19 protein-coding genes are annotated in these 24,933 nt (G+C 61.2%); 15 read left to right on the top strand and 4 right to left on the bottom strand.

The window, feature by feature from the left end; translation table 11 throughout:
* Positions 1-50: 50 nt before the first annotated feature.
* The 4 genes from PJK54_RS06885 (at position 51) to PJK54_RS06870 (ending at position 6,080) form a co-directional block, all read left to right on the top strand.
* The gene (locus tag PJK54_RS06885) at positions 51-1,196 is read left to right on the top strand and encodes an ABC transporter substrate-binding protein (RefSeq protein WP_271302557.1); all 1,146 of its coding nucleotides are present in this window, start codon (positions 51-53) and stop codon (positions 1,194-1,196) included.
* On the top strand, positions 1,186-3,648 hold the full coding sequence (locus PJK54_RS06880) for a putative bifunctional diguanylate cyclase/phosphodiesterase (protein WP_271302556.1): 2,463 nt from the start codon (positions 1,186-1,188) through the stop codon (positions 3,646-3,648). The genes PJK54_RS06885 and PJK54_RS06880 overlap by 11 nt, the downstream gene beginning before the upstream one ends.
* Positions 3,649-3,880: 232 nt before the next feature.
* Positions 3,881-5,533: a nitrite/sulfite reductase gene (locus tag PJK54_RS06875; protein WP_271302555.1), complete on the top strand. Its 1,653-nt coding sequence runs from the start codon at positions 3,881-3,883 to the stop codon at positions 5,531-5,533.
* Entirely contained in the window at positions 5,526-6,080 is a 555-nt protein-coding gene (locus tag PJK54_RS06870) for a DUF934 domain-containing protein (RefSeq protein WP_084208669.1), read from the top strand. The genes PJK54_RS06875 and PJK54_RS06870 overlap by 8 nt, the downstream gene beginning before the upstream one ends.
* Positions 6,081-6,219: 139 nt before the next feature.
* On the opposite strand, the gene PJK54_RS06865 is transcribed toward PJK54_RS06870, so the two are convergent.
* Positions 6,220-6,393: a DUF2970 domain-containing protein gene (locus tag PJK54_RS06865; protein WP_077376348.1), complete on the bottom strand. Its 174-nt coding sequence runs from the start codon at positions 6,391-6,393 to the stop codon at positions 6,220-6,222.
* 229 nt (positions 6,394-6,622) lie between these two features.
* Here PJK54_RS06865 and PJK54_RS06860 point away from each other — a divergent pair, with 229 nt between their 5' ends.
* The gene (locus tag PJK54_RS06860; RefSeq protein ID WP_084208668.1) at positions 6,623-6,982 is read left to right on the top strand and encodes a hypothetical protein; all 360 of its coding nucleotides are present in this window, start codon (positions 6,623-6,625) and stop codon (positions 6,980-6,982) included.
* A 154-nt stretch (positions 6,983-7,136) separates the two neighbouring features.
* Here the strand turns inward: PJK54_RS06860 and PJK54_RS06855 are convergent, their stop codons facing one another.
* Complete coding sequence (locus tag PJK54_RS06855) at positions 7,137-7,418, bottom strand: hypothetical protein (protein WP_084208667.1); 282 nt, start codon at positions 7,416-7,418, stop codon at positions 7,137-7,139.
* Between the two features lie 398 nt (positions 7,419-7,816).
* Between PJK54_RS06855 and PJK54_RS06850 the strand changes: the two genes are divergently transcribed.
* From PJK54_RS06850 to PJK54_RS06805, 10 genes are all read left to right on the top strand, one after another.
* Positions 7,817-10,060, top strand: a complete 2,244-nt coding sequence (locus tag PJK54_RS06850; RefSeq protein ID WP_271302554.1) for a cache domain-containing protein — start codon at positions 7,817-7,819, stop codon at positions 10,058-10,060.
* 340 nt (positions 10,061-10,400) lie between these two features.
* The gene (locus tag PJK54_RS06845; protein ID WP_170212600.1) at positions 10,401-11,126 is read left to right on the top strand and encodes a FadR/GntR family transcriptional regulator; all 726 of its coding nucleotides are present in this window, start codon (positions 10,401-10,403) and stop codon (positions 11,124-11,126) included.
* A gap of 66 nt (positions 11,127-11,192) precedes the next feature.
* Positions 11,193-12,341: a galactonate dehydratase gene (gene dgoD, locus PJK54_RS06840; RefSeq protein WP_077376333.1), complete on the top strand. Its 1,149-nt coding sequence runs from the start codon at positions 11,193-11,195 to the stop codon at positions 12,339-12,341.
* 96 nt (positions 12,342-12,437) lie between these two features.
* Positions 12,438-13,235, top strand: a complete 798-nt coding sequence (locus PJK54_RS06835) for an SDR family NAD(P)-dependent oxidoreductase (RefSeq protein WP_271302553.1) — start codon at positions 12,438-12,440, stop codon at positions 13,233-13,235.
* Positions 13,232-14,227 (top strand): 2-dehydro-3-deoxygalactonokinase, encoded by a 996-nt coding sequence (locus tag PJK54_RS06830; protein ID WP_271302552.1) that lies wholly within the window; start codon positions 13,232-13,234, stop codon positions 14,225-14,227. The genes PJK54_RS06835 and PJK54_RS06830 overlap by 4 nt, the downstream gene beginning before the upstream one ends.
* A gap of 28 nt (positions 14,228-14,255) precedes the next feature.
* The gene (locus tag PJK54_RS06825; protein ID WP_271302551.1) at positions 14,256-14,942 is read left to right on the top strand and encodes a 2-dehydro-3-deoxy-6-phosphogalactonate aldolase; all 687 of its coding nucleotides are present in this window, start codon (positions 14,256-14,258) and stop codon (positions 14,940-14,942) included.
* The gene (locus tag PJK54_RS06820) at positions 14,911-15,867 is read left to right on the top strand and encodes an SMP-30/gluconolactonase/LRE family protein (protein ID WP_271302550.1); all 957 of its coding nucleotides are present in this window, start codon (positions 14,911-14,913) and stop codon (positions 15,865-15,867) included. Before PJK54_RS06825 ends, PJK54_RS06820 begins: the two co-directional genes overlap by 32 nt.
* Before the next feature lie 44 nt (positions 15,868-15,911).
* Positions 15,912-18,140 carry an alpha-galactosidase gene (locus tag PJK54_RS06815; protein WP_271302549.1) on the top strand — a complete coding sequence of 743 codons (2,229 nt, stop codon included), beginning with the start codon at positions 15,912-15,914 and terminating at the stop codon, positions 18,138-18,140.
* Positions 18,141-18,184: 44 nt separating this feature from the next.
* On the top strand, positions 18,185-20,215 hold the full coding sequence (locus PJK54_RS06810) for a beta-galactosidase (protein WP_271302548.1): 2,031 nt from the start codon (positions 18,185-18,187) through the stop codon (positions 20,213-20,215).
* Between the two features lie 505 nt (positions 20,216-20,720).
* Complete coding sequence (locus PJK54_RS06805) at positions 20,721-22,106, top strand: GntP family permease (RefSeq protein ID WP_271302547.1); 1,386 nt, start codon at positions 20,721-20,723, stop codon at positions 22,104-22,106.
* 121 nt (positions 22,107-22,227) lie between these two features.
* On the opposite strand, the gene PJK54_RS06800 is transcribed toward PJK54_RS06805, so the two are convergent.
* Together PJK54_RS06800 and PJK54_RS06795 are read right to left on the bottom strand one after the other, a co-directional pair.
* A complete protein-coding gene (locus tag PJK54_RS06800; RefSeq protein ID WP_176503324.1) occupies positions 22,228-22,548 on the bottom strand; it encodes a hypothetical protein in 321 nt (106 codons plus the stop codon).
* Between the two features lie 155 nt (positions 22,549-22,703).
* Entirely contained in the window at positions 22,704-24,932 is a 2,229-nt protein-coding gene (locus tag PJK54_RS06795; protein ID WP_084208658.1) for an FUSC family protein, read from the bottom strand.
* Position 24,933 lies beyond the last annotated feature (1 nt).

The following is a 24,933-nucleotide window of genomic DNA, read 5'->3' as shown; positions in this document are numbered from 1 at the left end:
TGGCTTCACGATGTTCGAGGATGTGCCGTGCCCTTGCCCTGTTGGCATTGATGTCCATCTCAACGATGACTCAGGCCGAGAGCTTGCGTCCCATCAAGCAGGTCGTGTTTCTGAACCCCGGATATTCCACGGAAACGTTCTGGGCCCAGGCGATCATCGCTGCCTCGACGACCGCTGAATCCCTGGGGATGCATCTGGAAGTCTTCAGTGCCAGACGCAACACCGACGAATTCATTCGAATGGGAAAGCAGGTATTGAACCGAGAGAGCCCTCCGGATCTATTGATCACCACCAACAACCATGGACTGGCGGTTCCATTGATCGAGATCAGCCATGCCGTGCGCGTGCCCATGATCATCATCGTCAATAGCCTGACCCCCCGCCAGGCCAGAGCGTTGGGCAAGCCACTTGGCCGATATCCCTACTGGCTGGGCAGTGTTTCGCCTGATCATCAGCAAGGGGGGCACGACAGCATGGTGGCACTCATCAATCGCCATGACGTCTTGCATGGCAAGTCGGATGGTCGAGGCATCGCTCTTGTCGGAGGGCTGCATGACGAGGCGACACGACTCCGGGTGCGCGGTGTACAGGACGCGCTTCTCAGAGCCCCCCATCTGTCCCTGGATCGGATATTTCAGGCCAACTGGAGTTATGAGGATGCCTACCGAAAGGTCGAAAGCTACTTGAGACATCAAACAGACGCCCGCCCCCTTCGCATGATATGGGCGGCCAATGACCTGATGGGCATCGCGGCCATTGATGCCCTCAAGCACAATGGGCTTCGCCCGGGCAAGGATGTCGTCGTGGCTGGCATGGGATGGACCCGTGCCGGAATCGATCACCTGCGCTCAGGAGAGATGGAGGTCAGTGCTGGCGGAGGCGCCCTGGCGACCGCCTGGTCACTGGTCCTGCTCGCCGCGGTACAACAAGGAACTCTCCAGGCAGGTGATATCGGCACTCGCTATTACACCATGGGGATCGCGCTGGCTGGGGACCCGGAGGCCTTTCTGGACAGGATTCCTCTGGAAGTCCTTGCCCTGCAACCGATGGATCATCTGATCAATGAGGTCGCGACACTTCCCCCTGATGCCTCTCCCTTCCTTCCGATGCCCGCTCATGCCGCTTCATCGTCCAGCGTTGCAGCACCGAGTGCACTGACGGCCGTCCATCAGGGAGCACGCCGCCATGCGCAATGACGAGACACAGGACAGGCCTCACGACACGACAGAGGCGCATGAGGGCCACGATGCCTCGCCCCTGCGCTGGCGGATATTGCGCGTGCTGGCGCCGCTCATCCTGTTGATCTGTGCAGTCAGCGGTGTCGTGGGTTATTCACTGTATTCAAGTGAAACCATCAAGCACATGCACGAAGATCATCAAGAGATGATGAATATCACGGTATTGTCCCTGCCAAGTGCGATCTGGAACTTCGATGACGATGTCATTCACGCCTATCTGGAAACGCTGAGCAGTCACCCCAGCGTGCATGCAGTGCGCTACTACAACCATGAGGGCTCTCTCGTCGAGGAGATCACCAAGGCGGGCGACGCCCTGGACCCGATGATACATTCCCAGGAGCTGGTCTATCGCAATTCTCTCGTGACGCAGGTCGTGGGGCGACTGGAGATGGAAAGCACCAATGCTCCCTTGCTTGCCAAGCAATACCAGGGAGGAGCGCTGCTGTTCGTCATCGCACTCTCGATCATCATCTGCGTTCTGCTGATCGTTTCCTGGCAATTGAAACGCTACGTGATGGTCCCTCTCAACCGGGCGATCGCCAGCATGCGTCAGCTGGAGAATCCGCAGACGGCATTTCGCAGGATCCCGCTCACGCGCTCAAGAGAGATCAACAAGGTCATTGCACAGCTGAATAGCCTGGGGGAGCGCATCTTCATCATGATGGAGGCGCTGCGTGACAACGAAGAGCGCTATCAGCATTTCTATCGCGACACCCCTGCACTGCTCTTGGTGATTGATGCTCACGGTACGGTGCTGGATGTCAGCCAGAGGATGCTCGAGGTAACGGGGTGGAAGCGAGAGCAACTGGTGGGATCGCCCTTCGATACCTTGATCATCGGCCAGAATGCTCATTGTATCGATCGCATCAGCTCGGCGCTTCGCAAGGGGGACGCGTGCGAGAACCAGGTGATGACCCTCAAATGCCTCTACGAAGAGGACCGGCAGGTACAGGTGGTCATCCCGTCGGCTACCAATGACAGCGAACGCGGCACCATGATGCTGCTGTCGGACGTTACCGAATTGAAGCGGACCCAGAAGCGATTGCTGGAGCATGAGCTTATCGACCCGCTGACACAGCTGCCGAATCGTCTGGCCCTGAACTCACACCTTCAGACACTCATCAATGGCGGGGCTCCCTTCGGACTGCTGCTGGTCAACATCGATCGTTTTCACAGCATCAATCACCACCTCGGCCCTGTCGACGGCGACATCCTGCTCAAGGAAGCGGGAGAACGTCTGAAGAGTTGCACTCCAGCCTGGATGGGTCGCTCCGGCGGAGATGAATTCGTCATGACCTGTGACACAAGCGAATTGCGCGCCCTGGCGCGTCGGATTGAACTGGCCTTCTCGACGCCGCTTCTCAAGGCGGGGGAGCCCATCAATCTCAGCCTGAGCAAGGCAGGGCTTGAAGTTCGCCAGGATGATGAGACGCCCAGTCGTCTGATGCGCCTGCTCGAGCGCACTGTCATGGATATCAAGCACAAGGGAGGCAACCAGTACCGACTCTGTGTACGCGACAGCGCTCTGGAGGACGGTGAGCCATTGTTCCTCAAGGAGCGTCTGATTCGCGAGGCCCTGACCAGAGGTTGGCTCTGCCTTTACCTGCAGCCCATCTTCCAGGCGCAAAGTCCTGATCTCGATGCTCCAACATTGCTGGGGGCGGAGGCACTGGTGCGTATCCATCACCCAGACCTTGGCTTGATTGCGCCCGATGAATTCATTGCGGCAGCGGAGAAGACGGGGCAGATCATCGATATCGGAAACTGGGTACTGGAAGAAGCGGCCGTCATCTTGAGTGAATGGCAAGAGCAAGGTATCGAGACTCGTTACCTGTCCGTCAATGCCTCTGTCATGCAGTTCAGGGATCAGGGCCTGCTGCACAAGCTCGAATCATTGATCGAACGCCATCCGATACGTCCTCGGCAGCTGATCATCGAAGTGACCGAAAATCTGATGCTCGACAATGAGGACAGCCTGCGCTTTCAGCTGGAGGCGATTCGCAAGCTGGGCGTGAATCTGTCATTGGATGACTTCGGTACTGGCTTTTCATGCCTTTCCTATCTTCACAACCTGCCCTTCGGCACCTTGAAGATCGACCGCTCGTTCGTGATGAACGTACAGACAAGCCGGCGAGACAGGGAGCTTGCACGCATCATCGTCGACATGGGGCATTCGCTTGGCATGCAGGTCGTCGTGGAGGGAATCGAGGCACGGGGTCAGGCAGAGATCTTCAGGGCCATGGGAGTGCGCGCCTTCCAGGGGTATCACTTCGCGCGTCCGATGCCCCTGCAGGCCTTCAATGCCCGGTACTCTTCGTCAAGTGAAACCCGCATGTGTCTTCTTCGGGCGGCGACACCCGACGATCAGAATCGCGACCGCCAGATAGGCACGGGCCGTGACGAGGATTGACGGCAGCAACATGATGTCATTCAGGGCCAGACGCGCATATTGCAGCCTCTGGCCTTTTCTTTCGTTCTTGCCGTAGGCACACTCATGGCATCTTCTTCATAACCCTATCATCGAAAAGTATGATTATTTATTCTTTTAAAGAATAAAAGATAGGGAGTAAGGTGACCGCAGCATCAACAAGACTCGCATCAGTGGTCGCCCACCTGATGCCCGACCGCAGGACACCCCTGACATGTATCGGTATGACACTTACGACCAGACCCTGGTCGACGAGCGGGTAGCTCAGTTCAAGGACCAGATGGACCGCTATCTGGCCGGCCGCCTGGGTGAGGAAGAATTTCGTCCCCTGCGCCTGCAGAACGGCCTCTACATTCAGCGTCACGCACCGATGCTGCGTATCGCCATTCCCTACGGCATGCTGAGCGCTGCACAGCTGCGCTCACTGGCTGCCATCAGCCGTCGCTATGACCGTGCCTATGGTCACTTCACCACGCGTCAGAATCTGCAGCTCAACTGGCCGAAGCTTGAAGATGTCCCGGCGATCCTCGCCGAGCTGGCCCAGGTCGAGATGCATGCGATCCAGACCAGCGGCAACTGCATCCGCAATACCACCACGGATCAGTTCGCCGGTATCGCGCAAGACGAGACGGTGGATCCGCGTCCCTGGTGTGAGCTGATTCGTCAGTGGTCCACCCTGCACCCGGAGTTCGCCTATCTGCCGCGCAAGTTCAAGATTGCCGTCACCGGCGCCAGCGCGGACCGTGCCGCGATCCAGGTCCACGATATCGGCCTGCGCCTGACACGTGGCGAGGATGGTCGCGTCAAGGCGACCGTGCTGGCAGGTGGCGGCCTCGGTCGTACCCCGATGGTCGGCGATGTCGTGCGGGAAGATCTCGATTGGCAGCACCTGCTGACCTATCTTGACGCCATCGTCCGCGTCTACAACCAGTGGGGCCGTCGTGACAACAAGTACAAGGCGCGCATCAAGATCCTGGTCAAGGCATTGGGCATCGAGGAGTTCCGCCGCCGTGTCGAGGAAGAATGGGCACACCTGAAGGATGGCCCCGAGACACTGACAGACTCGGCGGTTGCCAAGGCGACCGAGTACTTCCCGGAACCGGCGCGTCGTGCCGTCGGCGAGGACGCGATTGCGGCCTACGAGACACTGCGCAGCGAGAACCGGGCCTTTGCCCGTTTCGTGACCAACAATGTCGTCGGCCACAAGGTCCCGGGTTACAAGGCCGTGACCTTGTCACTCAAGCGCCGTGAACTCGCGCCGGGCGATGTCACCGCTGATCAGATGGACGCCGTGGCCGACCTCGCGGAAGAGTACGGTTTCGGTGAACTGCGTGTGACGCACGAGCAGAACCTGGTGCTGTCAGATGTGCCGGTCGATCAGCTCGAGAATCTCTGGAAGGCGCTGGACACGCTGGGCATGGCCAATCCGACCGTTGGCACCCTGGCCGACATGATCTGCTGCCCTGGCGGAGATTTCTGCTCACTGGCCAATGCCAAGTCGATCCCGATCGCCCAGGCACTGCAGGATCGCTTTGAAGACCTCGATTTCCTGTATGACCTCGGCCCGCTGGATCTGAACATCTCCGGTTGCATGAACGCCTGCGGCCACCACCACGTCGGCAACATCGGCATTCTCGGTGTCGACAAGAAAGGCCAGGAGTTCTACCAGGTCTCGCTTGGCGGCCGCAGTGATGACAACGCGACCATCGGCAAGATTCTCGGCCCGTCGTTCAATGCCGAGGACATGCCGAACGTCATCGACAAGGTGTTGCAGGTATATGTCGAGCAGCGACTGGAAGATGAGGTCTTCGTCGATACTTACCACCGCATCGGCATGAAGCCGTTCAAGGAGCGCGTCTATGCCTGAGGTGACAGCGGAAATGACGTCAGCACGTGAATTGACTGATCAGCGTCAAGGCGGAGTCATCCGTCAGAACCAGCTGGTCCCCGAGGACGCCTGGCAGGTCGTGCGCCTTGATGAAGACGGTAACCTGCCGAGCTACCAGCAACCTGCCCTGCTGCCTCTGGCACACTGGCAGGCGCTGGTGGACGCAGGTGAAGGGTCTGACCAGCTTGGCCCCTGGCTTGCCAGCGATACCGAGCTGACACCGGAGCTGGGAGAAGCACTTGCCACTGCACCGCTGCTGGCAGTCGATTTCCCCAACTTCAATGATGGGCGTGGCTATACCCTCGCCCGCCTGATGCGAGAGCGGTATGGTTTCCAAGGCGAAATTCGTGCCATTGGCGATGTGCTGGTCGATCAGCTGCATTACATGAGCCGCTGTGGCATCGACGCCTTCCAGCTGCGCTCGGACCAGTATGTGGAAGATGCCTTGTACGCGCTGTCCATCTTCAGCGTGAGTTACCAGACAGGTATCGATCAGACGAGTCCGCTGTTCTCTCGTCGCTGGTAACCCTGACGACTAGCCAATGAAAGGCCCCGTGAGCTGGATGTCACCAGTTCACGGGGCCTTTTCGTTTCTGGTCACCTCTTTCGTTGCAGACCTTGTCGAGGTATCGGTCTCTATCATGGTATCGACGCCTATCGACAGGTCACGCCGCCATCACCGTGGCCAGCAATGCCATGCCCCCGACCAACAGAGCAGCCATCACCAGTCCTACCACCAGAAAGTCCAGCGCATGACCATGCTCGAAGTCACGTTTGCGGTTGGCTTCCTTCTGAACGCCGATGAATGCAGCAAGCACGGATTTGACTTCGTTGATCATGAGCACCTCCCAGAATGACGCATATCAATATGGTGGTGGAACAACGCTGCAAGGCGTGGCGGCAACCCCTGCGGACAACTACGATGAGGTGATGCTGCCTTTCGCGTCACATGCGGACCTGAATTCACTATTGGCCAGAATCTACTCGAATACCAGTGAATCATGACACGGACGGGTCACAAGACAGCAGCTTCCAGTGCATTATACAGCCGCTGAAGGAGCTATCCTCATGGAACTTTCCGTCGTGCCATCTCTGCCTTTCAAACCCTTGACGGCCCATCCGCTGTCCTGGATGAACCGTCCTGATGATCTCGTGCACCCTCTCGCCCCCTGGATGCGATGCCAGCAGGTCATCTGGTCGCTGGGGTTGCAGGCCTATCAGCAGGAACTGGCCTTCATTCAGCTCTGTCAACTCAAGGGGCTTGAGATGACTCAGGCGCTATTGGCAGGTGACTGGCAGGAGGCTCGGACCTCGCCTGAATTGCTTGGCAAACTCGCCGGGGATGTCACCGAGCATGCGCTGACTCGCATGAAGCGACTGCAGACATTGAATGAAGAATTGCAGGATGCCATCTGGGAAGAGATCTGACTCGCATGACAGGAGCCTCCCCCGGTCTCCACGCAATGTGCCGGGGGAGAGATCACGCCAGAAATGCACAGCGAAAGGGTGCCTCTGGCGATGGCAAGGAGACTGGCGCCGTGAGGATGGAATGTGACGATTCAGGCAAGGACCATGGATGACATCAATCCGTCCGTGTCTGGAACTCACTGAGATCGCACAGCCAGGCATGTGCCGTTTCACGATCCAGCCCGAATTCCGCGATCAGGCTCTCCAGACGCGCATTGAATTCAGCCTCACGCGCTTCAGCCGGGTCCGTTGCCTGGGGGCTGCTTTCTGACGTGGCGGGGGGAGTCGAGGGACGATCCAGCGCATTCAACTCTTCAGCCAATGCCTTTTCAAGTTCATCAAACAAGGCACGCTGCTTGCGGGCGCTTGCGATGACCTTTTCATCATGTCGGTTCATGCATGGTTTCCACTATTGATCTTGTCGACAACAAGAAGAGAGGCTGAAACATTCAAGACAGCAAAATATCACACTATGCCCAAGGCTTCTGCAATGTCATATCGGCAACATGGGGGAGTAACGGAACCAGAAGGCAACCCCTTGGGAAGAATGCCACCAGGGAAGTGATATCTTCTTGAAAGCCATGAAGAAAGCGCCTGTCATCATGCCCATTTCCCACCATGCTAGCAAGCATGCAAGGGACGCTGACCCGCCGCCTTGAGACGGCAATTCCCAAGCAATCTCACCATGTTGGGCATGGCGTTGACCAGACGCTCGGTGCGTGATCGACAAGCAACGAACGCTTTGTCGTTGTGGTGTATCCTCAGTGTACGAAAAATACACGGATGATGTATCTGATGATCAAGGATAATGATCTTTCCTCAGACAACACACCACCAGGGCGGTCTTTCCTTGACGCCACGCGAGAATTCGCCGGCCTTTCGATTCGGCACTGGTTGGGGCTGGTAGCGCTCTCAGGCGTGGTGCTAGGCCTGGTGTTGATCATTCTCGAAAGAGACAGCCGCGAGATGGAAGCGCTGCATGCGGCTTCCACGCGTGACCTCATCACGAGCGAGAGGCGTCTGCAGGCAAGCCTGCTGGTCGAGCAGACGCTCGGCGTGATTGCCTCACGGCATCGAGATTACGAACATCGTCTGCAGCGACTGATGATGACGACGATGCGGGCCCCCTTCCTGGGAATCACCCACCTTACCGGTCGAGATCGGTCCTATATCAGTACCGAGCTCCTGCGTCAGTTCCCTGATCTTCGCATCAACCCGGATTGGATCGATATCGTTCAATTGCCGAGCAATCTCTATCCGGATTGGTGGTCAACCGAACTCAATCTGCGCCTGCACACGAGCAATGACATTCCTCACTTCCTGCGTGGCACGGACGCAGGCCTGATCTTCGCCATCCCGAGCCAGCAGGGCCTGGGCAAGGATGGTGAGGTTCGACGCCCTCGCAACACCGCCTCGACCATCTGGACCCTGATTCATATCGACCCGCAGATGGTGGCATTCCTGGTCGCCAACGAGCTTCGTCAATCCCTGCATGCCAGCCTGGACAAGGGAGAGAGTCGCTATGTCTGGATCAATGAAATTCTGGATCCGACGGGCGGCCCCGGCTACGCCCGTCGCCTGATTCACCCGCTCTTGCCCGGCACCGAAGGCACGCTGCTCTCCACCGAGCATCAGGACAGCAGTGGACGCCAGCCTTACAAGACCGAACTCGAGGGTGTCCTGCAGGGAAGTGGCATCTTCTTCGATTACCGCTTCCCCCGCTCCCGTGGGGGGCCTGAAGAAGACAAGACGACCTATGCCGCGCTGTATCCGCCCTTCCAATGGATCGTGGCCAGTGGGGTCTACATGGGCGACATCAACAATGCTGCCCTGACAGCCCACGCGGACATCATGCAGGAGAAAAGTCGTCTGGAGCGATGGCATCTCCTGCTGACCCTCGGTGCCTGCCTGCTGCTGTTCCTGGCCATCGGTCATGCCCTCTTCCGGCAATCCCGCACCCGTCAGCGTCAGATGCGCCAACGCATGGGGTGTCTGGAAAACGAGCTTGAGCAGCGCGGTGAGGACAGGCTGATCAATACCCTGCAGATGATTCGCAATGAACGCTGCCCCCAGCGTGAAGGCAATGACCTCATCGTCGCCGAATACGTGACGGCCATCGCCAGAGAGCTGGGGCTTGAAGAGGCGCAGATCAGCGCACTGGAGCGCACGGCCATGCTCCATGACATGAGCCGACTGACACTTCCCGACACGCTGCTCAAGCCGATGGCGCAGCTTCAGTTCGATCAACAACAGTTGTTGCGTCAACAGGCGGATATCGGCAGCCGAGTGTTGAGAGAAGCGCTCAATGCGCCTCTGGAGGCCAGCCTGCTGAGTGAAAGCCAGCACTACATGCCTTACCGCCAGACGGACTCGGGGGCGGCCTTGCTTTCGCGGTCTGCCAGTCCCGCGATCCTGGCGCTGGTCGTCCAGGTCCTGGAGCTGGTGAGATACTCGGGCCTGACTCAGGCGGAGGCCATCAGTGAAATCGAGCATTGCGCCTACCAACCCTTTGCGCCGGACATCCTTCAGGCGGCACGCAGGGTGTTGACCCGCAAGCCGCTCCCCAGGGCCGAGCCACGCAGCGCGATTCCCGGCCCGCGTCAGATCGAGCGCCATGCGGATCAGTGGCGTGACCAGACGACCGGTTGCTTCAACCGTGCCTTGCTGGAGACCTTGCTGGCAGGCTTGCTGCATGAAGGGCATGTCACTGTGCAGGGGATAACGCTTCACCATCTCCAGCTCGTCGGGACGCAGTCCCCTCTCACTACGGACCGGCAATTCGGTCCCCATCTGAATGCCTGTTTGTACCCGCTCAAGGTGTTCCATCTGGCCCCTGGCCACTTCGTGGTCCTGGAAGACGAGACCGAGGAAGCCTCGAACGTTCCCGTGCTGACTCCAGCCACTCAGCAGCAATTGAGGAATGTACTCAGGACCTTCGAGATAGACGCGGAACTCGTCACCCGACAGAGACTTCTGACCGGTGATGAGTCACTCAAGGACTGGCGACATCACATCGATCAGCTGATCGCTGATGACTGATGATTGATGGCAAGGTCTGAGGGGAGTCGACCGATCCCAGCGGCCTGCCCGAAGTCTCGCCATACCCCCTCCCCACCTCTCAAGGCGACCTGCCTGCCGGCAACGACCAAAGTTGCATTCGTTGAGGCTTGTTCAAATGTCTGACATTTATTAAGGTTCATTCAGACATTTACCGTAGCTTGCCCTGCGCACTACGTCAGCCACGAGGCCTCGCGTGACCATCTCTCGCCCAGACCCACTCTCTGAGACTTCCAGCGATACAGCGCCGGATCAGGATTCCTCTCGCCAGAAAGATTCACTGTCGCCGGCCATGACGGGCTCCAGACAGCCCGTAGCCAGCATGGAAGCCATCGCTGCCTGCCTGGCGCGTGAAATTCTGGCCGGCACGTTCGAGCCAGACGACAACTTCCCGCGTGAAATGGACCTCTGCAAGCGCTTCGATGCCAGCCGTAACCGGCTGCGCAATGCACTGGCCCAGCTGGTGGGGGCCGGATTGCTGGAGCGCACTGCCGGCCGTGGCACCCTGGTGCGGCCGATGAGCGAATGGCAACTGCTGGATCCACTGATGAGCGACTGGATCAGCGGACTGGAAGGCATCAACCCTGCCCTGATGCGTGAGATCTACGCCTTCCGGCTGTCCGTCGAGCCCTATGTCAGCGCCCTGGCGGCGACCAAGGCCAACGCCCAGGACCTCGCAAGGCTGGAGCGCGCCTTCGAGGGAATGGTCGCGACCGCCAATGACGAGCAGCAGGCAGCTCACAGCGAATTTGACGTGGCGTTCCACGAGGCTATCTACCGCGCTACCCACAACCTGGTGTGGGCCCAGCTGGGTAGCTTGCTGCGCCCTTCCATCAGCCAGTTGATCGAGTCCTCCCAGCAGGCGGCACAACAGCACGACCAGGCCCATCACCGTGCCAGTCTCGAGCGACATCGCGCCGTGATGGAAGCCATCCGCCTGCGTCAACCGGACATGGCGCGTACCTGTGCCGAGCGCGTGCTGGAAACGGCTGCGCGCGATCTCGGATTCGGCCTTGATCATCCGCGCCTCGAGACGCCGCGCTTCTGACCCACGACTTTTCCTTCTTCAATGCTTTCCAAGCTCGACACGAGCGTCATCCCAAGGAATCTCGACATGAAAATCACTCGACTCAAGACCTGGCAAGTTCCGCCACGCTGGTTGTTCCTCAAGATCGAGACCGATGAGGGCTGCTATGGCTGGGGGGAACCGGTCATCGAAGGGCGCGCCGCCACGGTGGAAGCCGCGGTCCACGAACTGTCGGATTATCTGGTCGGCCAGGATCCGCGCAACATCGAGCACCTGTGGAACGTCATGTACCGCGCAGGGTTCTATCGCGGCGGCCCTATCCTGATGTCCGCGATCGCCGGCATCGACCAGGCCCTGTGGGACCTGAAGGGCCGTGATCTGGGAGTGCCCGTGCATCAGCTGCTCGGCGGCCCGGTGCGCGACAAGATGCGGATGTACGCCTGGACGGGCGGCGATCGCCCGTCAGAGGTCGGCGCAGGTGCCAAGGCGCTGGTCGACCAAGGCTTCACGGCCTTCAAGATGAACGGCACGCCGGAGATGCAGATCGTCGATTCCCACAAGAAGATCGATGACGCCGTGGCGCGTGTCGCCGAAGCGCGTGATGCGGTCGGCCCGGACGTGGGGATCGGCATCGACTTCCATGGCCGCGTGCACCGCCCGATGGCCAAGGCGCTGCTGCGGGAACTGGAGCAGTTCCACCCGATGTTCATCGAGGAGCCGGTGGCACCTGAGCACCTGCCCGCGCTCAAGCATATCGCCGAGGGCATCGCGACGCCCATCGCCACCGGCGAGCGCCTGCACACCCGCTTCCAGTTCCGTGACCTGCTGGCGGACGGCATGGTCGACATCATCCAGCCGGATCTCTCCCACTGCGGCGGCATCAGTGAAGGCTTCAAGATCGCGACGCTGGCCTCGGCCTACGACGTGGCCCTGGCACCGCACTGCCCGCTGGGCCCGCTGACGCTGGCGGCTTCCCTGCAGCTGGATGCGGTGTGTCACAACGCCTTCATCCAGGAACAGAGCATGGGCATCCACTACAACAAGGACAACGACGTCCTGGATTACCTGGTCGACAAGGACGCGCTGGCGATCAAGGACGGATTCTGCGCCATTCCCCAGGGCCCGGGGCTCGGGGTCGAGATCGACGAAGCCTTCGTCGAGGAACGTGCCAAGGTCGGGCATCGCTGGCGCAATCCGGTCTGGACCCACGAAGACGGCTCCGTCGCTGAGTGGTAATGCAGAGCAAGCCGCAACGTACACACTGACAACACAGACGCCATGCCAGGACAGGCTCTCAGCCGAAGGTCTGTCACGCTGCAGAAGGGACTCATCATGACCCGTACCGCATCACCCCATACTGAACTCCCCGCCTTCGCGGACTTTCGCTACCCGGACCTCGCGGGTGCCAGTGTCTTCATCACCGGCGGAGGCTCGGGTATCGGTGCCGCATTGACCGAAGGCTTCCTGGCGCAGGGTGCCAAGGTCGCCTTCGTCGGGTTGTCCGATGCCAGCGAGTTCTGTGACGCCATGGAGGCCCGATACGCCAATCGCCCCCTGTTCATCCGCTGCGACATCCAGGAGATCGAGGTATTGCAGGCGGCTGTTGCACAGGCGCGCGAGGCCCATGGCCCGATAGGCGTTCTGGTCAACAATGCGGCCCGCGACACTCGCCATACGCTGGAGGAATGGACGGTGGAGCAGTGGGATGAATCCATCGCCACCAACCTGCGTCCCCAGTTCTTCACCGCTCAGGCGGTCGCGGCTGACATGCGGGCACTGGGAGGCGGCGCCATCATCAACCTGTCTTCCAACAGCTACATGCTGGGGCTGGGGGGCTATCCCACCTACGTCACCGCCAAGGCCGGCATCATGGGGCTTACCAAGGCGCTGGCGCGTGAACTGGGGCCAGACGCCATTCGCGTCAACTGTCTGATTCCGGGCTGGGTAATGACGGAGCGTCAGCGCGAGCTGTGGGTCAATGACAAGGACTTGAACGAGTGCATCGACCAGCAGTGCCTCAAGGAAGCGATTCCGGTCGAGGACATGATCAATCCTTGTCTGTTCCTGGCCTCCACCGCCTCACGCATGATGACCGGCCAACCGATGGTCGTGGATGGAGGTCGAGTGTGAGCGCCGTCCATGCCCTCCCCGCCTGGATCGCCGTGGATTGGGGCTCCAGCAATCTGCGTGCCTGGGCGCTGGATGATCAGGATCGGATCATCGCCCAGGCAAGCAGTGCCCGCGGCATGCTGGGTCTGGCGAGCGATGAATTCGAGGATGTCCTGCGGGTGGTGATCAATGACTGGCTGCCCGAGGACTCCACCTCAAGCATGCCGGTGTTGATCTGCGGCATGGCGGGCGCACGCCAGGGCTGGGTGGAAGCGGCCTACCTTCCGGTCCCGGGTGAGCAAGCCCCTGCCATCGATGTCCTGTCTGGCCTGGCAGAGCAGCTGACCCATGTGGCAACGCGCGACAGACGTATCGCCGTCACCATCGTGCCGGGGCTGTGTCAGCACCAGCCGGCCTTTGATGTCATGCGCGGTGAGGAGACACAGCTGGCGGGTCTGGTCGCCGCTCAGCCGGGCTATAGCGGGGCCGTCTGTCTGCCCGGCACCCACGCGAAGTGGGCACAGCTCGAGAACGGTTCGATCACGGGCTTCACCACCTTCATGAGCGGTGAACTCTACAAGCTGCTCAGTCAGGATTCGGTCCTCAAGCACTCCGTGGCGGGAGGGGATCTTGCCGATGAGCCACAGCGTCAGGCATTTCTGGCAGGCATCGATGCGGCCATGGCGGAACCGGCGCGCATGACGGCGGCGCTGTTCGGCATCCGTGCGCGGGATTTGCTCGATGAACGCCTCGATGATGAGGCCTCGCGCGCGGCCTTGCTGGGTGCGCGGCTTTCCGGTCTGGTGCTGGGCCTTGAGCTGGCTGGTGCCACATGCCTGCAGCCGCAAGGGTCGCTGATCACCTTGATCGGTGATGACACCTTATGCCAGCGCTATCGGATCGCACTCGAGCATCTGGACTATCGCGTCAGCCTGGCCGCCAATGCCGACATGATTCTGGCCGGGCTCGGGCGCATTCATCACGCCTGTCAGGCACGCCTCGCCACTGACTGACACCCCCATCTTCCCCCTGGAGAATTTCATGAGCCTTCCCCTGGTTGCCATTCTGCGCGGCGTCACGCCGCAGGAAATCATCGCGATTGCCGACGAGATCATCGCGGCGGGCATCACCCGTATCGAGGTCCCGCTCAATTCGCCCCAGCCGCTGGTCAGCATCGCGGCACTGGTCAAGCACTGTGCGACGGCCCATGACGGCCAGATCCTCATCGGTGCCGGCACCGTCCTGACGCCGGAGCAGGTGAGGGACGTGCATGGCGTCGGTGGTCGGCTGATCGTGTCGCCCAATGCCGATGTCGAGGTCATTCGCGAGAGCCGCCGCCTCGAGATGGTGTCCATGCCAGGCATCGTCACGCCGACGGAGGCCTTCGCGGCCCTCGCCGCCGGCGCCTCAGGCCTCAAGCTCTTCCCGGCGACCCAGGTCGGTATCGTCAACATGAAAGCGATGCTGGCCGTGCTGCCCACAGGCACCGAGCTGTATGCCGTCGGGGGCATCGGCAGTGACAACTTCGCGCAATGGCGTGCGGCGGGTGTCCATGGTGCAGGTCTGGGAACGGCCATCTACACGCCGGGTCTGACGGCTTTTGACGTCGGTGAACGAGCACGCAAGCTGGTCTCCGCCTGGACCGCCGCCGACCGAGCCCCAGCGGCTCTCCCACAGGATTCACGAGGAGTAACGGATGACACGATCGACCTGCCTGGGCACGGCTGAGCGCCTCGTGGCCAGCCACTGCGAGCTGGGAGAAGGCCCCGGCTGGACACCCGCGACAACCACCCTGCCTGCGCGGGTGCGCTGGCTGAACATCCTCGCCGGCGAGCTGCATCACGCGGCCGCGGATGGCAGTGATCACGTCATCACTCAGCTTGCGCGCCGCACCTCCTATGCGGCGCTCACCCTTGAAGGCGACTACCTGCTGGTCGGTGAAGGCATGCTGTCACGCTGGAACCCCGAGACAGGCGCCGTGGAGGATGTCATGTCCTTCGAGGCGGACGCCATGCCCGCGACACGCAGCAATGATGCTCGAGTGGATACCCACGGCAGTCTGTGGCTCTCGAGCATGGGCTGCAACGCCGAGACCGGGGCTGGCAGTCTCTACCGCCTGCACCGCGGCAAGCTTTGCAAGCTCATGGATGGGCTGACCATTCCCAATGCGCTGTGTTTCTCGCCGGATGGCCGCTTCGCCTATTTCACCGACACCGTTACCGGTCAGGTGCTGCGCTGGCCGCTGGACGCCGATGGCTGGCCACTCAAATCAGCAGGTGAAGGGTCAGCAAGTGAAGGGGCGGCAGGTGAATACAACGCTCCTGAGGTCTGGGCCGACCTGCAGGATTGTGGCGGTGGCCCGGATGGCGCCGTGATCGACGCCGACGGCCATATGTGGATTGCGCTCTGGGGGGCCGGCCGCGTGGCAAGGCTGGATCATGGCGGCAAGGAAATCGCTCATGTGGCCCTGCCGGTCAGCCAGCCCTCGTGCCCGCTGTTCGGTGGTGAGGGGCTGAGCACGCTGTATATCACCACGGCGCACGAAGGCATGGCCACGCCGGATCATGTGGCGGGTGATGGTGATCTCTTCGCGCTGGACCTGTCAGCACACGGCTTCAAGGGACTGGCAGAAGCGCCGCTGGTGTTGGGCTGACACTGCCATTCCGTCTCTGATTCTTCTTTATTTCTGGACCTCTCATGATGACCGCAGACGCTCCATCCACCCGACCTTCGACAGCGCCCGACGCAACCTGGTCCCCCCAACAGCAGTGGCTGAGCCTGAGCGCCGACGGCATCCAGCTACAGCTGGATCTCGCCGATGGCCTGCTCAAGCTGGCCCACCTGGGGCGCATCGCCCCGGTCACGCCAGCCCAGCACCGCCTGATGAGCGCTGCTGCCACGCCCCAGGCAAGCCTCGATCAGCTCCCGCCCAATACCTTGTTCAATGATGCCGGGCTTGGCTTTGCGGGCTATCCGGCCTTGATCGGTGACCGTGATGGACGTGACTGGCTCACCGACATGCGACTGAGTGAGGTGGCGTGCTCGACCGATTCACTGGGCGCGCATGCTCAGCTGACACTGGCGGATGCCACGAGCGAGCTGGAAGTTCTGCTGTCACTCACGCTCACCATCGAGGGGGTACTGCGTCAGTCCACCACCCTGCGCAATCCTGGTACGGCGGACTATCGTCTCGAGTGGCTGGCGGCCTGCTGCCTGCCACTGCCGAACCGCTTCGAACAGTGCCTGAGCTTCGGTGGCCGTTGGGTCCAGGAGTTCACCGAGACACGCCACGCCCTGAGTGAAGGCACCTTCACGCTCGAGAATCGTCGCGGGCGCAGCTCTCACCAGCGCGTGCCCTCCCTCATCGTGGGTACCGAGGGCTTCAGCGAGCAGTCCGGGGAGGTCATCAGCGCGCACCTGGCCTGGAGCGGCAACCATCGACTGCTGGTGGAGCGCCAGTTCGATGGCAGCACGCAACTGCAGCTGGGCGCACTGCTGTTGCCCGGTGAGCAGGTACTGGCCGCCGGCGACAGCGTCACCACGCCGGAAGTCGTCATGGCGTGGTCTGACACGGGCATCAATGGCGCCAGTCAGCGCATGCATCGTACCTTGCGTGCACGGCTTGACTGGCCGACGCCGAACAAGCCTCGCCCGGTCCACGTCAACACCTGGGAGGCCCTCTATTTCGATCACGACGCCGAGCGGCTGGAGGAGCTGGTCACCGCTGCCGGCGACGTCGGCGCGGAACGCTTCGTGCTCGACGATGGCTGGTTCGTGGGCCGCGATGGTGAGCGAGCAGCGCTGGGCGATTGGTACCTGGATCAGGGCAAATACCCCGAGGGGCTGGGGCCCTTGATCGCGTCCGTCCATGCCCAGGGCATGGAATTCGGTCTGTGGGTGGAACCCGAGATGGTCAATCCGGACAGCGCGCTCTTTCGCACGCATCCCGACTGGATACTGGCGCTGGAAGGCCGTGAGCAGCCGCTGGGGCGGTATCAATGCGTGCTGGATCTCACACGCCCTGACGTCACTGACTATCTGTTTGCGCGACTGGATGCCCTGCTCAGCGACTACCCGATCCGCTATCTCAAGTGGGACATGAATCGCGACCTCACCCACGCCGCGACCCAGTCCGGCGAGCGTCGCGGCATGCCTGCAGCGCATGCTCAGGTACAAGCGCTCTATGCGCTGCTCGCACGTCTGCGCCAGGCGCACCCTGAGGTGGAAATCGAGAGCTGCGCCTCGGGGGGCGCCCGCACCGACCACGGCATTCTGCGCCACACCCATCGCGTCTGGACCTCGGACTGCAACGACCCGCATGAGCGAACGCACATCCAGCGCGGTGCCAGTCGCTTCCTGCCGCCGGAGCTGCTCGGGGCCCATATCGGGCCGGAGCATGCACATACCACGTCGCGGCGTACCTCCCTTGCCTTCCGTGCCTCCACGGCTCTGTTCGGTCACCTGGGCCTTGAACTGGACGTCAGCCAGCTCGCGCCATGCGAGCGTGGGGAGCTGCGCGTCTGGATCGAGCGCTACAAGGCATTGCGCGGGCTGTTGCATGGCGGCGTGAGCTGGCGTCTGGACTGCCTGGATGACGGCCAGCATGCACATGGCGTGGTCAGCCAGGACGGTGAAGAGGCGCTTTACTGCATCAGCCAGCTGGCCATGCCACGCCACGCCGTACCTGCGCCACAGCCGCTGGCAGGGCTCATCGCCGAGCAGCATTATCGACTCGAGCTGCTGGAACTGCCGGAACATCCCGAACGCCGCATGAAGCAGCTGCCGGCCTGGGTGCAGTCCCAGCTCTCGGGGGAGCCCGTCGTCGCCAGTGGCGAGATGCTGATGCGTGCCGGGCTTGCCCTGCCGGTGCTTGACCCGGAACAGGCGATCCTGGTCCACCTGACGGCGGCACACGACGTTGACTGAGCCTGCGCTCCGGCTATCACTTCACCGATTCAAGGATGACCTGTATGCAACTCGGCGTCTGTTATTACCCGGAACACTGGCCGCGTGAGCGCTGGGCGCAGGATGCCCGTGACATGTTCGAGGCCGGCATTCGCGTGGTGCGCATAGGCGAGTTCGCCTGGAGTCGGCTGGAGCCGCGCTCCGGAGAGCTGCGTTTCGAGTGGCTCGACGAGGCCGTTGAGGTGCTTGCCCGCGCCGGTCTCAAGATCGTGATGGGAACCCCGACGGCCACGCCTCCGAAATGGCTGGTGGATGCCCATCCCGAGATACTGGCCGTCGATGAGCATGGCCAGGTGCGGGGGTATGGCTCACGTCGCCATTACTGCTTCTCCTCGCCCGTCTATCGCACGCAGAGCGAGCGTATCGTGCGTTTGATGGCGGAGCGCTACGCCACTCATCCGGCGATCATGGCGTGGCAGACCGACAATGAATACGGCTGCCACGACACCATCCTCAGCTACTCTCGGGCGGCGCGCGCAGGCTTTCCTGAGTGGCTGGAACAACGCTACGGCAGTGTCGAAGCGCTCAATGAGGCATGGGGCGCGGTGTTCTGGAGCCTGGAGGTGACCGCCTTCTCGCAGGTCGAGGCGCCGGTCGGCACCGTCACCGAGCCACATCCGGCGATCGTGCTGGATTATCGTCGCTTCTGCTCCGACATGGTGGTCGAGTACAACCGGCTTCAGGTCCAGACGCTGCGAGACAGCGGCGTGAACGTCGATATCGTGCACAACTTCATGGGCCTGTTCACGGAGTTTGACCACTTTGACGTCGCCCGGGACCTGGACATCGCCAGCTGGGATAGCTACCCGTTGGGCTTTCTGGAGCGTGGTGCCCATCCCGAGGCCACCAAGGCGTTCTATCGCCAACAGGGCCACCCTGATTTTGCCGGTTTCCACCACGACCTCTATCGCGCCATGTGCAAGGGGCGCTGGTGGGTCATGGAGCAACAGCCGGGGCCGGTCAACTGGGCCATCAGCAATGCCGCCCCACTGCCCGGCATGGTTCGCCTCTGGAGCCATGAGGCCTTTGCCCACGGTGCGGAAGTCGTTTCCTATTTCCGTTGGCGTCAGGCCCCCTTCGCGCAGGAACAGATGCATGCGGGTCTGTTGCGTCCGGATGGTTCACCGGCCTCGGCCTGGCCGGAGCTGTTGCAGGTCCGCGATGAACTGGTTCGCTTGAGCGCAGAAGGCCTCAGTGGGCGCGAGATCGAGACCGAACAGGCCCCCGTGGCCTTGATGTTCGACTATGCCTCGATCTGGGCCTGCCAGATTCAACCGCATGCCGAGGACTTCGATGCGCTGGAACTGCATCTGAGCTGGTACAGCGCCCTTCGCAGGCTCGGTCTGGACATCGACATCGTCTCCCCTCGTGATGAAGTCAGTGGCTATCCTCTCGTCGTGCTGCCCTGTCAGGTGATTGCCGACGATGCGCTTGCGGCACGCCTGAACGCTGCACGTGACAGCGGCAGCCGTATCGTGATCGGCGCACGCTCCGGCTCACGCACGGCAGACTTCCAGATACCCGATCAACTGGCACCGGGCGCCCTCGGCGAGCTGGCCGGCGTCACGGTCGATCGGGTCGATGGTCTGCGCCCCGGTGCCTGCCCCGTGGTCACCACGGCCAATGGTCATCATGGCCACGCGTTGCGCTGGCGAGACCTGCTCGACAGCACGCGAACCACGGCAAGGGTCGTGACCCGTTTCGATGATGGAGAAGCGGCTCTCACGGAGCGCGCAGGGGTCAGCTATCTGACCGCCTGGCTTGAAGAAGACACCCTCATGGCCGTGCTGGTCGAGGAATGTCGCAAGGCAGCCATCCTTACCACCGCCCTGCCGGAGGGTGTGCGCCTGCGCTGCAGAGGCAATCTGGTGTTTACCTTCAATTATTCGCCTGAACCACGCTGGCTACCCGAAGGCCTGGTGCCGGAAGATGGCTGGATCTGCGGAGGCCAACAGCTCGCTCCCGCTGGCGTCAGTATCTGGCGCATGGCACGAGGAGATGTCCAAGGCGATGACGGCAACGGAGCGCTTCAGTAGCCTTGCCATCATCCAGACAAGCGTCACGTACGTATGACTCCATGACCCCTGTCGGCCTCGCGACCGGCGGATGGTTCGATCGTTTCTGGCGGTGCCTCCGGGTACCGCCTTTTTCTTAAGGCGACAGTTGCCAACAAGAGTTTTCGTCAAGAGCTTGCCGCTGGCGGTGTGTAGAACACATCCCCTTCCCGTAGCAGGTCTTCTGCTGACACAACGGTCCCTTCAGTCCTGGAAACTTGCGGAATTGACAGGATTTCTCATTCAAACAGAATATAACGGTATAAATTCTATCTGTCGTACCACACCCCTTGCCACCCCCCGTCCCACGCTGCCACTTAAGCCGCATTGCCCTCTTGTCAGACAAACTCTACCTTGAGCCAGATGTCACTGTAGAACAGCCCATATAAAGAAATAATTACAGGAAACGCACCTGTTCACAGGACATACGTCGTCATTGGCAGACGGCACACCATGACTACAACGCCAACCACGAGATGTCCCCTTCATGAGCATTCTTGCCATTCTGATATCGCTGGGACTGTTGATGTTCCTGGCCTACCGCGGTATCACTGTTCTGTTGCTGGCACCTGTGATGGCGGCTCTTGCCGTCGTGCTTTCAGGTGATGCAGGCGCCCTGCTGCCCAGCTATACCGTCACCTTCATGAGCCAGCTGGGCGGCTACCTGGCCAAGTTCTTTCCGCTGTTCATTCTCGGTGCCCTGTTTGGCCAGTTGATGGCGGATTCCGGGGCAGCCCACGCGATTTCCGAGGGGCTGGTAAAGCGCCTCGGAACCCGCCATGTGATCCTCACCGTCGTGTTGGCCTGCGCCCTGCTGACCTACGGTGGCGTCTCGCTGTTCGTGGTGGCTTTCGCCGTCTATCCCATCGGGGCCCAGCTCTTCCGGCGCACCTCGACACCCAAGCGACTGCTGCCCGCGGCACTGGCGCTGGGCTCCTTCACCTTCACGATGACCGCCCTGCCCGGTACCCCGGCGATCCAGAACGCGATTCCGATTCCCTATTTCCAGACCAACAGCTTCGCGGCTCCCGGACTCGGCATCATCGCCGGTCTGATCATGCTGGGGCTGGGCACCTGGTGGCTGAAGGGCAGAGCCACGAAAGCTCAGGCGCAGGGCGAAGGCTACGGCAAGCATGACAATGAGGCATTGAATGACGATACACCGGTGGCACGCATGAGCATGCTGTCAGCGGTGATCCCGCTGATACTGGTGATCGGACTCAATGCCCTGCTCACCTACCTTGTCTTCCCGCGCATCGACTTCTCCTATCTCAATGATGCCTTCCCGGAGCTGGACCCGGCCAGCGCCACCGGCATGTGGTCGATATTGATCGCGCTGAGCTGTGCGTCACTCTGGCTGGTGGTGACTCGCTGGAAGCAGTGGGCTGACTTGAAGACGACGGTCAACAATGGCTGTTTCGGTGCCATGCTGCCCGTCTTCAACACCGCCTCGGAGGTCGGTTATGGCGCCGTGATCGCCAGCCTGGCCGGCTTTGCACTGGTCAAGGAGGCAGTACTGGGGCTCTACCCCGACAATCCGCTGATCTCGGAGGCCGTGGCGGTCAACGTGCTGGCAGGGATTACCGGTTCCTCCTCGGGCGGCATGAGCATCGCGCTCTCGACACTGGGCTCGACCTACATGGAGATGGCCGTCAATGCCGGGATAGACCCTGAATTGATGCACCGTGTGGCGGCACTGGCGGCTGGCAGCATGGATACGCTACCGCACTCAGGTGCAGTCATCACGCTGCTGGCCATCTGCAAGCTGACTCACCGCCAGTCCTACGGACAGATGTTCATGATGACCGTGGCGTTCCCGATGCTGGCACTGATCAGTGTCGTGACGCTGGGCAGCCTGTTTGGCAGCTTCTGACCACGACATGTCTCTGAAAGCCAAGGGCGACAGAAACGACACAGGCCACCTCAAGGGGTGGCCTGTGTCGTTTCGATACCTGAGACATCTGTCTCAGGGCGCCTTGATGGCACGGACAGTCTCAATAGACGTGATGCTGTTGGATCATGGGGACTTCGGCGCGGGCACGCGTCTTGATCCAGAGCGTCAGATCTTCCTTGTCGGCCCGAGGATTCTCCGCCACCCAGTCGACGATGCGCGAGGCAATGAACTCGGCGTAGAAGTCATCATCGAACTGCAACAGCATCAGGTCCTCACCGGCCTGGCTCACTCGCAGCAGCACTTCACTGCCGGGCAGCACATACAGGCTCAATTCGTGCAGGTATTGCGTCGTGAAGGTGACGCGCTTGAAGCGATCAGGGGCATCACGACCACTGTTGCTGATGTCATTCATGAAAGCCATGATGCTCCCCCGTAGTAGACATCTCATGCATTTCGCTCAGATATGAGCAGATATCTACAATGATAGACCAGATGCTCTTGCCACGGTTGCTTTTATTAGCGTTTTTTAACGGACCACCCGACGCCTGAGCGCGGAACATTGATCAGGCGTCAGATTCACGCGTTCTGACGCAACGCATCACTCTCGAGGGTGAGTTGCACTCGCTCCAGCCAGCCCGCCAGCAAGGCTTGCTTGTGGCGACTCATGGCGTCCTGTTCGGCGATGGTCTGCGAGAATCGGCGCCCGGCCTTCTCAAGCCGCCTGGGTCGCTTGCCCTGACTGCATCGCTCGAAATCCTCCGCCAGCGCCAGAATCAAGCTCTGCAAGGCACGCTGCACGGGCCTGGACATGTTCTCGCCAAGCTCCCGTCGCACGAAGCCTATTCCGCGCCCGATATCCATGCCTGTCAGGCCCAGAGACATCAGAGGCATTCCCTGCGGCTCGTCCGCGATCGCAGGTGAATCGGCCCCGCCCTGACGTGACTGCTGTTCCTGTTGACGGCTTTGCTCATGGCGGGCAAGACGCAGCAGGCGATCCCCCATACGTCCCCCGAACCAGCTGTCCACCTGCTGAGCGGGGCGTTCGGCCAGCTCCCGGATATCACTCGCCGTTGTCTGGATCAGCTGGCGCTTGTCCCAGCCGGCCCCGGGTACCGGGATCAGGCGAAACCCGAGAATGGTCACGATCAGGCCGATCCCGGCCGCCAGACTCCGGTTGAGGGTATAGGCCACATCGAAGGTCATGCCGTTGTCGGGCATCACCAGCAGGATATTGAACACCACGAACGGCAGACAGATCCCCGCCAGCACCGGCACCACGGACCCCATCAGGCCGATGAACAACGGAACACTGAAGATCAGAATGAACGGCACGAAATGCTGAGCCTGACTCAACAGGACATTGCCGAACAACAGCACACTGGGCACGGCGAACAGCAGGCCTTTGAGCACCATGGGGATGATCGGTGCGGGGTCATCGCGACTGGCGAAGATACCGGAGAACAACGTGCCCAGCAGCATGGCCACCGCCCCATTGTCCCAGGCCGTCGCCAGCCAGAAGATGGAGGTAGTCCCGAAGATCAGCATGGCACGCAGCGCATTGGTCGCCGCTCGTCCGTGATCGCGATGCCAGCTCAGACTGGGCTGGCGCAATTGATGGCGACCGGGATGATTGATGACCTCACGCGCCTGAAGCATCACCAGCGCATGGCCCAGCACTTCCCGCAGACTATAGAGCAGCCGTGCCTCGAGGGCAGACAGATTGCGCTGACCGCGTGAGATTCTCAGACATTCTCCGCGCAGCTCCTTCAAGGTGGCGCGTGCCTGACCGATCCCCTGGTTGTCGGCCATGCTCTGGAAGGCGCTGCCGAGTCGCTGCATCAGGTCCTGTGTCGGCTGACTGAAGCGCTCCGGTTGCTGAACGGCCGGACGCGCGAGCTGATCGTCTTGCCCGTCGTCGTCGATGGCGTTGTGGTGCTCGGACTCACCGTCAGCGCCAGTGGCGTGATGGCGCAGGAAGAATTCCGGGTGACGCAGCTGATGCAGTGCCTTGAGGGTGGCATAGAGACGCATGCTCCGCCGAGTCAGCAGATGGACACCGCGGATACGCCCCTTGCCCTGAGGCCCCTCATACCGCGCGGAGTGGGCATCGATCTCGAGATTGTTGAGCGCCCCAAGGCCGGTCATCATCTGTTCGAGCATCGCCTGACGTTCGCGATTCTCCTCGGCATGCCGTTGCTCGGCGCTCAGGTCATCCTGGGAGGGGTCCGAGAAGGCCAGCGCCATATAACGGAAGGTGGCGTTGACGGCGGTATCCGCCAGCTGCCCCAGATGGTCTCGCACACGTATCGGCCAGACCAGCGCACTGACCAGCACGGCGCACAGTGCACCAAGACTCAACTCACTGAGGCGAGCCAGCGCCACCGAGAAGAAGTTGCCGGGCGCCGAGGACGTCAGCACCACGATGATCATGCAGGCCACCGCCCCCATCACGCAGCCATAGGAGAGGTTGTTGTGGGTGAGCGAAGCTCCGTAGATACACAGGCCGATCCACAGGGTGACACTGCCCAGTGCCAATTCCGGCGCCTGGGCAAACAGCCCCATGATCACGACGGCGACACCGACACCCGCCACGGTGCCGGCGATCTGGCAGATGCCCTTCTCGACCACCATTCCCGACATCGGGCGTATCTGCAGAAAGGCCGCCGAGATCAGCGCCCAGTACGGGCGATCCAGATCAAAATAGAAGGCCGCATAGAGTGCCAGTGACATGGCAAGGACACCCTTGAAGGCGAACTTCAGGGCAAAGGAAGAGGGTCTGAGAAACGCCGCGAGTGCCGGAGACATC

Source organism: Cobetia sp. MMG027 (assembly GCF_027947415.1).
GTDB classification, from domain to species: Bacteria; Pseudomonadota; Gammaproteobacteria; order Pseudomonadales; family Halomonadaceae; genus Cobetia; species Cobetia marina.
The sequence above is the reverse complement of the archived record's forward strand: the minus strand, read 5'-3'. Positions and strand labels throughout refer to the sequence as shown.

Bases quoted from the DNA above. Each gene is read 5' to 3' on its own strand.
- PJK54_RS06795 (WP_084208658.1), bottom strand. From the start codon at position 24,932: ATGTCTCCGGCACTCGCGGCGTTTCTCAGACCCTCTTCCTTTGCCCTG.
- PJK54_RS06860 (WP_084208668.1), top strand. From the start codon at position 6,623: ATGGAACTTTCCGTCGTGCCATCTCTGCCTTTCAAACCCTTGACGGCC.
- dgoD (WP_077376333.1), top strand. From the start codon at position 11,193: ATGAAAATCACTCGACTCAAGACCTGGCAAGTTCCGCCACGCTGGTTG.
- PJK54_RS06880 (WP_271302556.1), top strand. From the start codon at position 1,186: ATGCGCAATGACGAGACACAGGACAGGCCTCACGACACGACAGAGGCG.
- PJK54_RS06800 (WP_176503324.1), bottom strand. From the start codon at position 22,548: ATGGCTTTCATGAATGACATCAGCAACAGTGGTCGTGATGCCCCTGAT.
- PJK54_RS06885 (WP_271302557.1), top strand. From the start codon at position 51: ATGTCCATCTCAACGATGACTCAGGCCGAGAGCTTGCGTCCCATCAAG.
- PJK54_RS06870 (WP_084208669.1), top strand. From the start codon at position 5,526: ATGCCTGAGGTGACAGCGGAAATGACGTCAGCACGTGAATTGACTGAT.
- PJK54_RS06820 (WP_271302550.1), top strand. From the start codon at position 14,911: ATGACACGATCGACCTGCCTGGGCACGGCTGAGCGCCTCGTGGCCAGC.
- PJK54_RS06810 (WP_271302548.1), top strand. From the start codon at position 18,185: ATGCAACTCGGCGTCTGTTATTACCCGGAACACTGGCCGCGTGAGCGC.
- PJK54_RS06855 (WP_084208667.1), bottom strand. From the start codon at position 7,418: ATGAACCGACATGATGAAAAGGTCATCGCAAGCGCCCGCAAGCAGCGT.
- PJK54_RS06815 (WP_271302549.1), top strand. From the start codon at position 15,912: ATGATGACCGCAGACGCTCCATCCACCCGACCTTCGACAGCGCCCGAC.
- PJK54_RS06865 (WP_077376348.1), bottom strand. From the start codon at position 6,393: ATGATCAACGAAGTCAAATCCGTGCTTGCTGCATTCATCGGCGTTCAG.
- PJK54_RS06850 (WP_271302554.1), top strand. From the start codon at position 7,817: ATGATCAAGGATAATGATCTTTCCTCAGACAACACACCACCAGGGCGG.
- PJK54_RS06805 (WP_271302547.1), top strand. From the start codon at position 20,721: ATGAGCATTCTTGCCATTCTGATATCGCTGGGACTGTTGATGTTCCTG.
- PJK54_RS06845 (WP_170212600.1), top strand. From the start codon at position 10,401: ATGGAAGCCATCGCTGCCTGCCTGGCGCGTGAAATTCTGGCCGGCACG.
- PJK54_RS06835 (WP_271302553.1), top strand. From the start codon at position 12,438: ATGACCCGTACCGCATCACCCCATACTGAACTCCCCGCCTTCGCGGAC.
- PJK54_RS06875 (WP_271302555.1), top strand. From the start codon at position 3,881: ATGTATCGGTATGACACTTACGACCAGACCCTGGTCGACGAGCGGGTA.
- PJK54_RS06825 (WP_271302551.1), top strand. From the start codon at position 14,256: ATGAGCCTTCCCCTGGTTGCCATTCTGCGCGGCGTCACGCCGCAGGAA.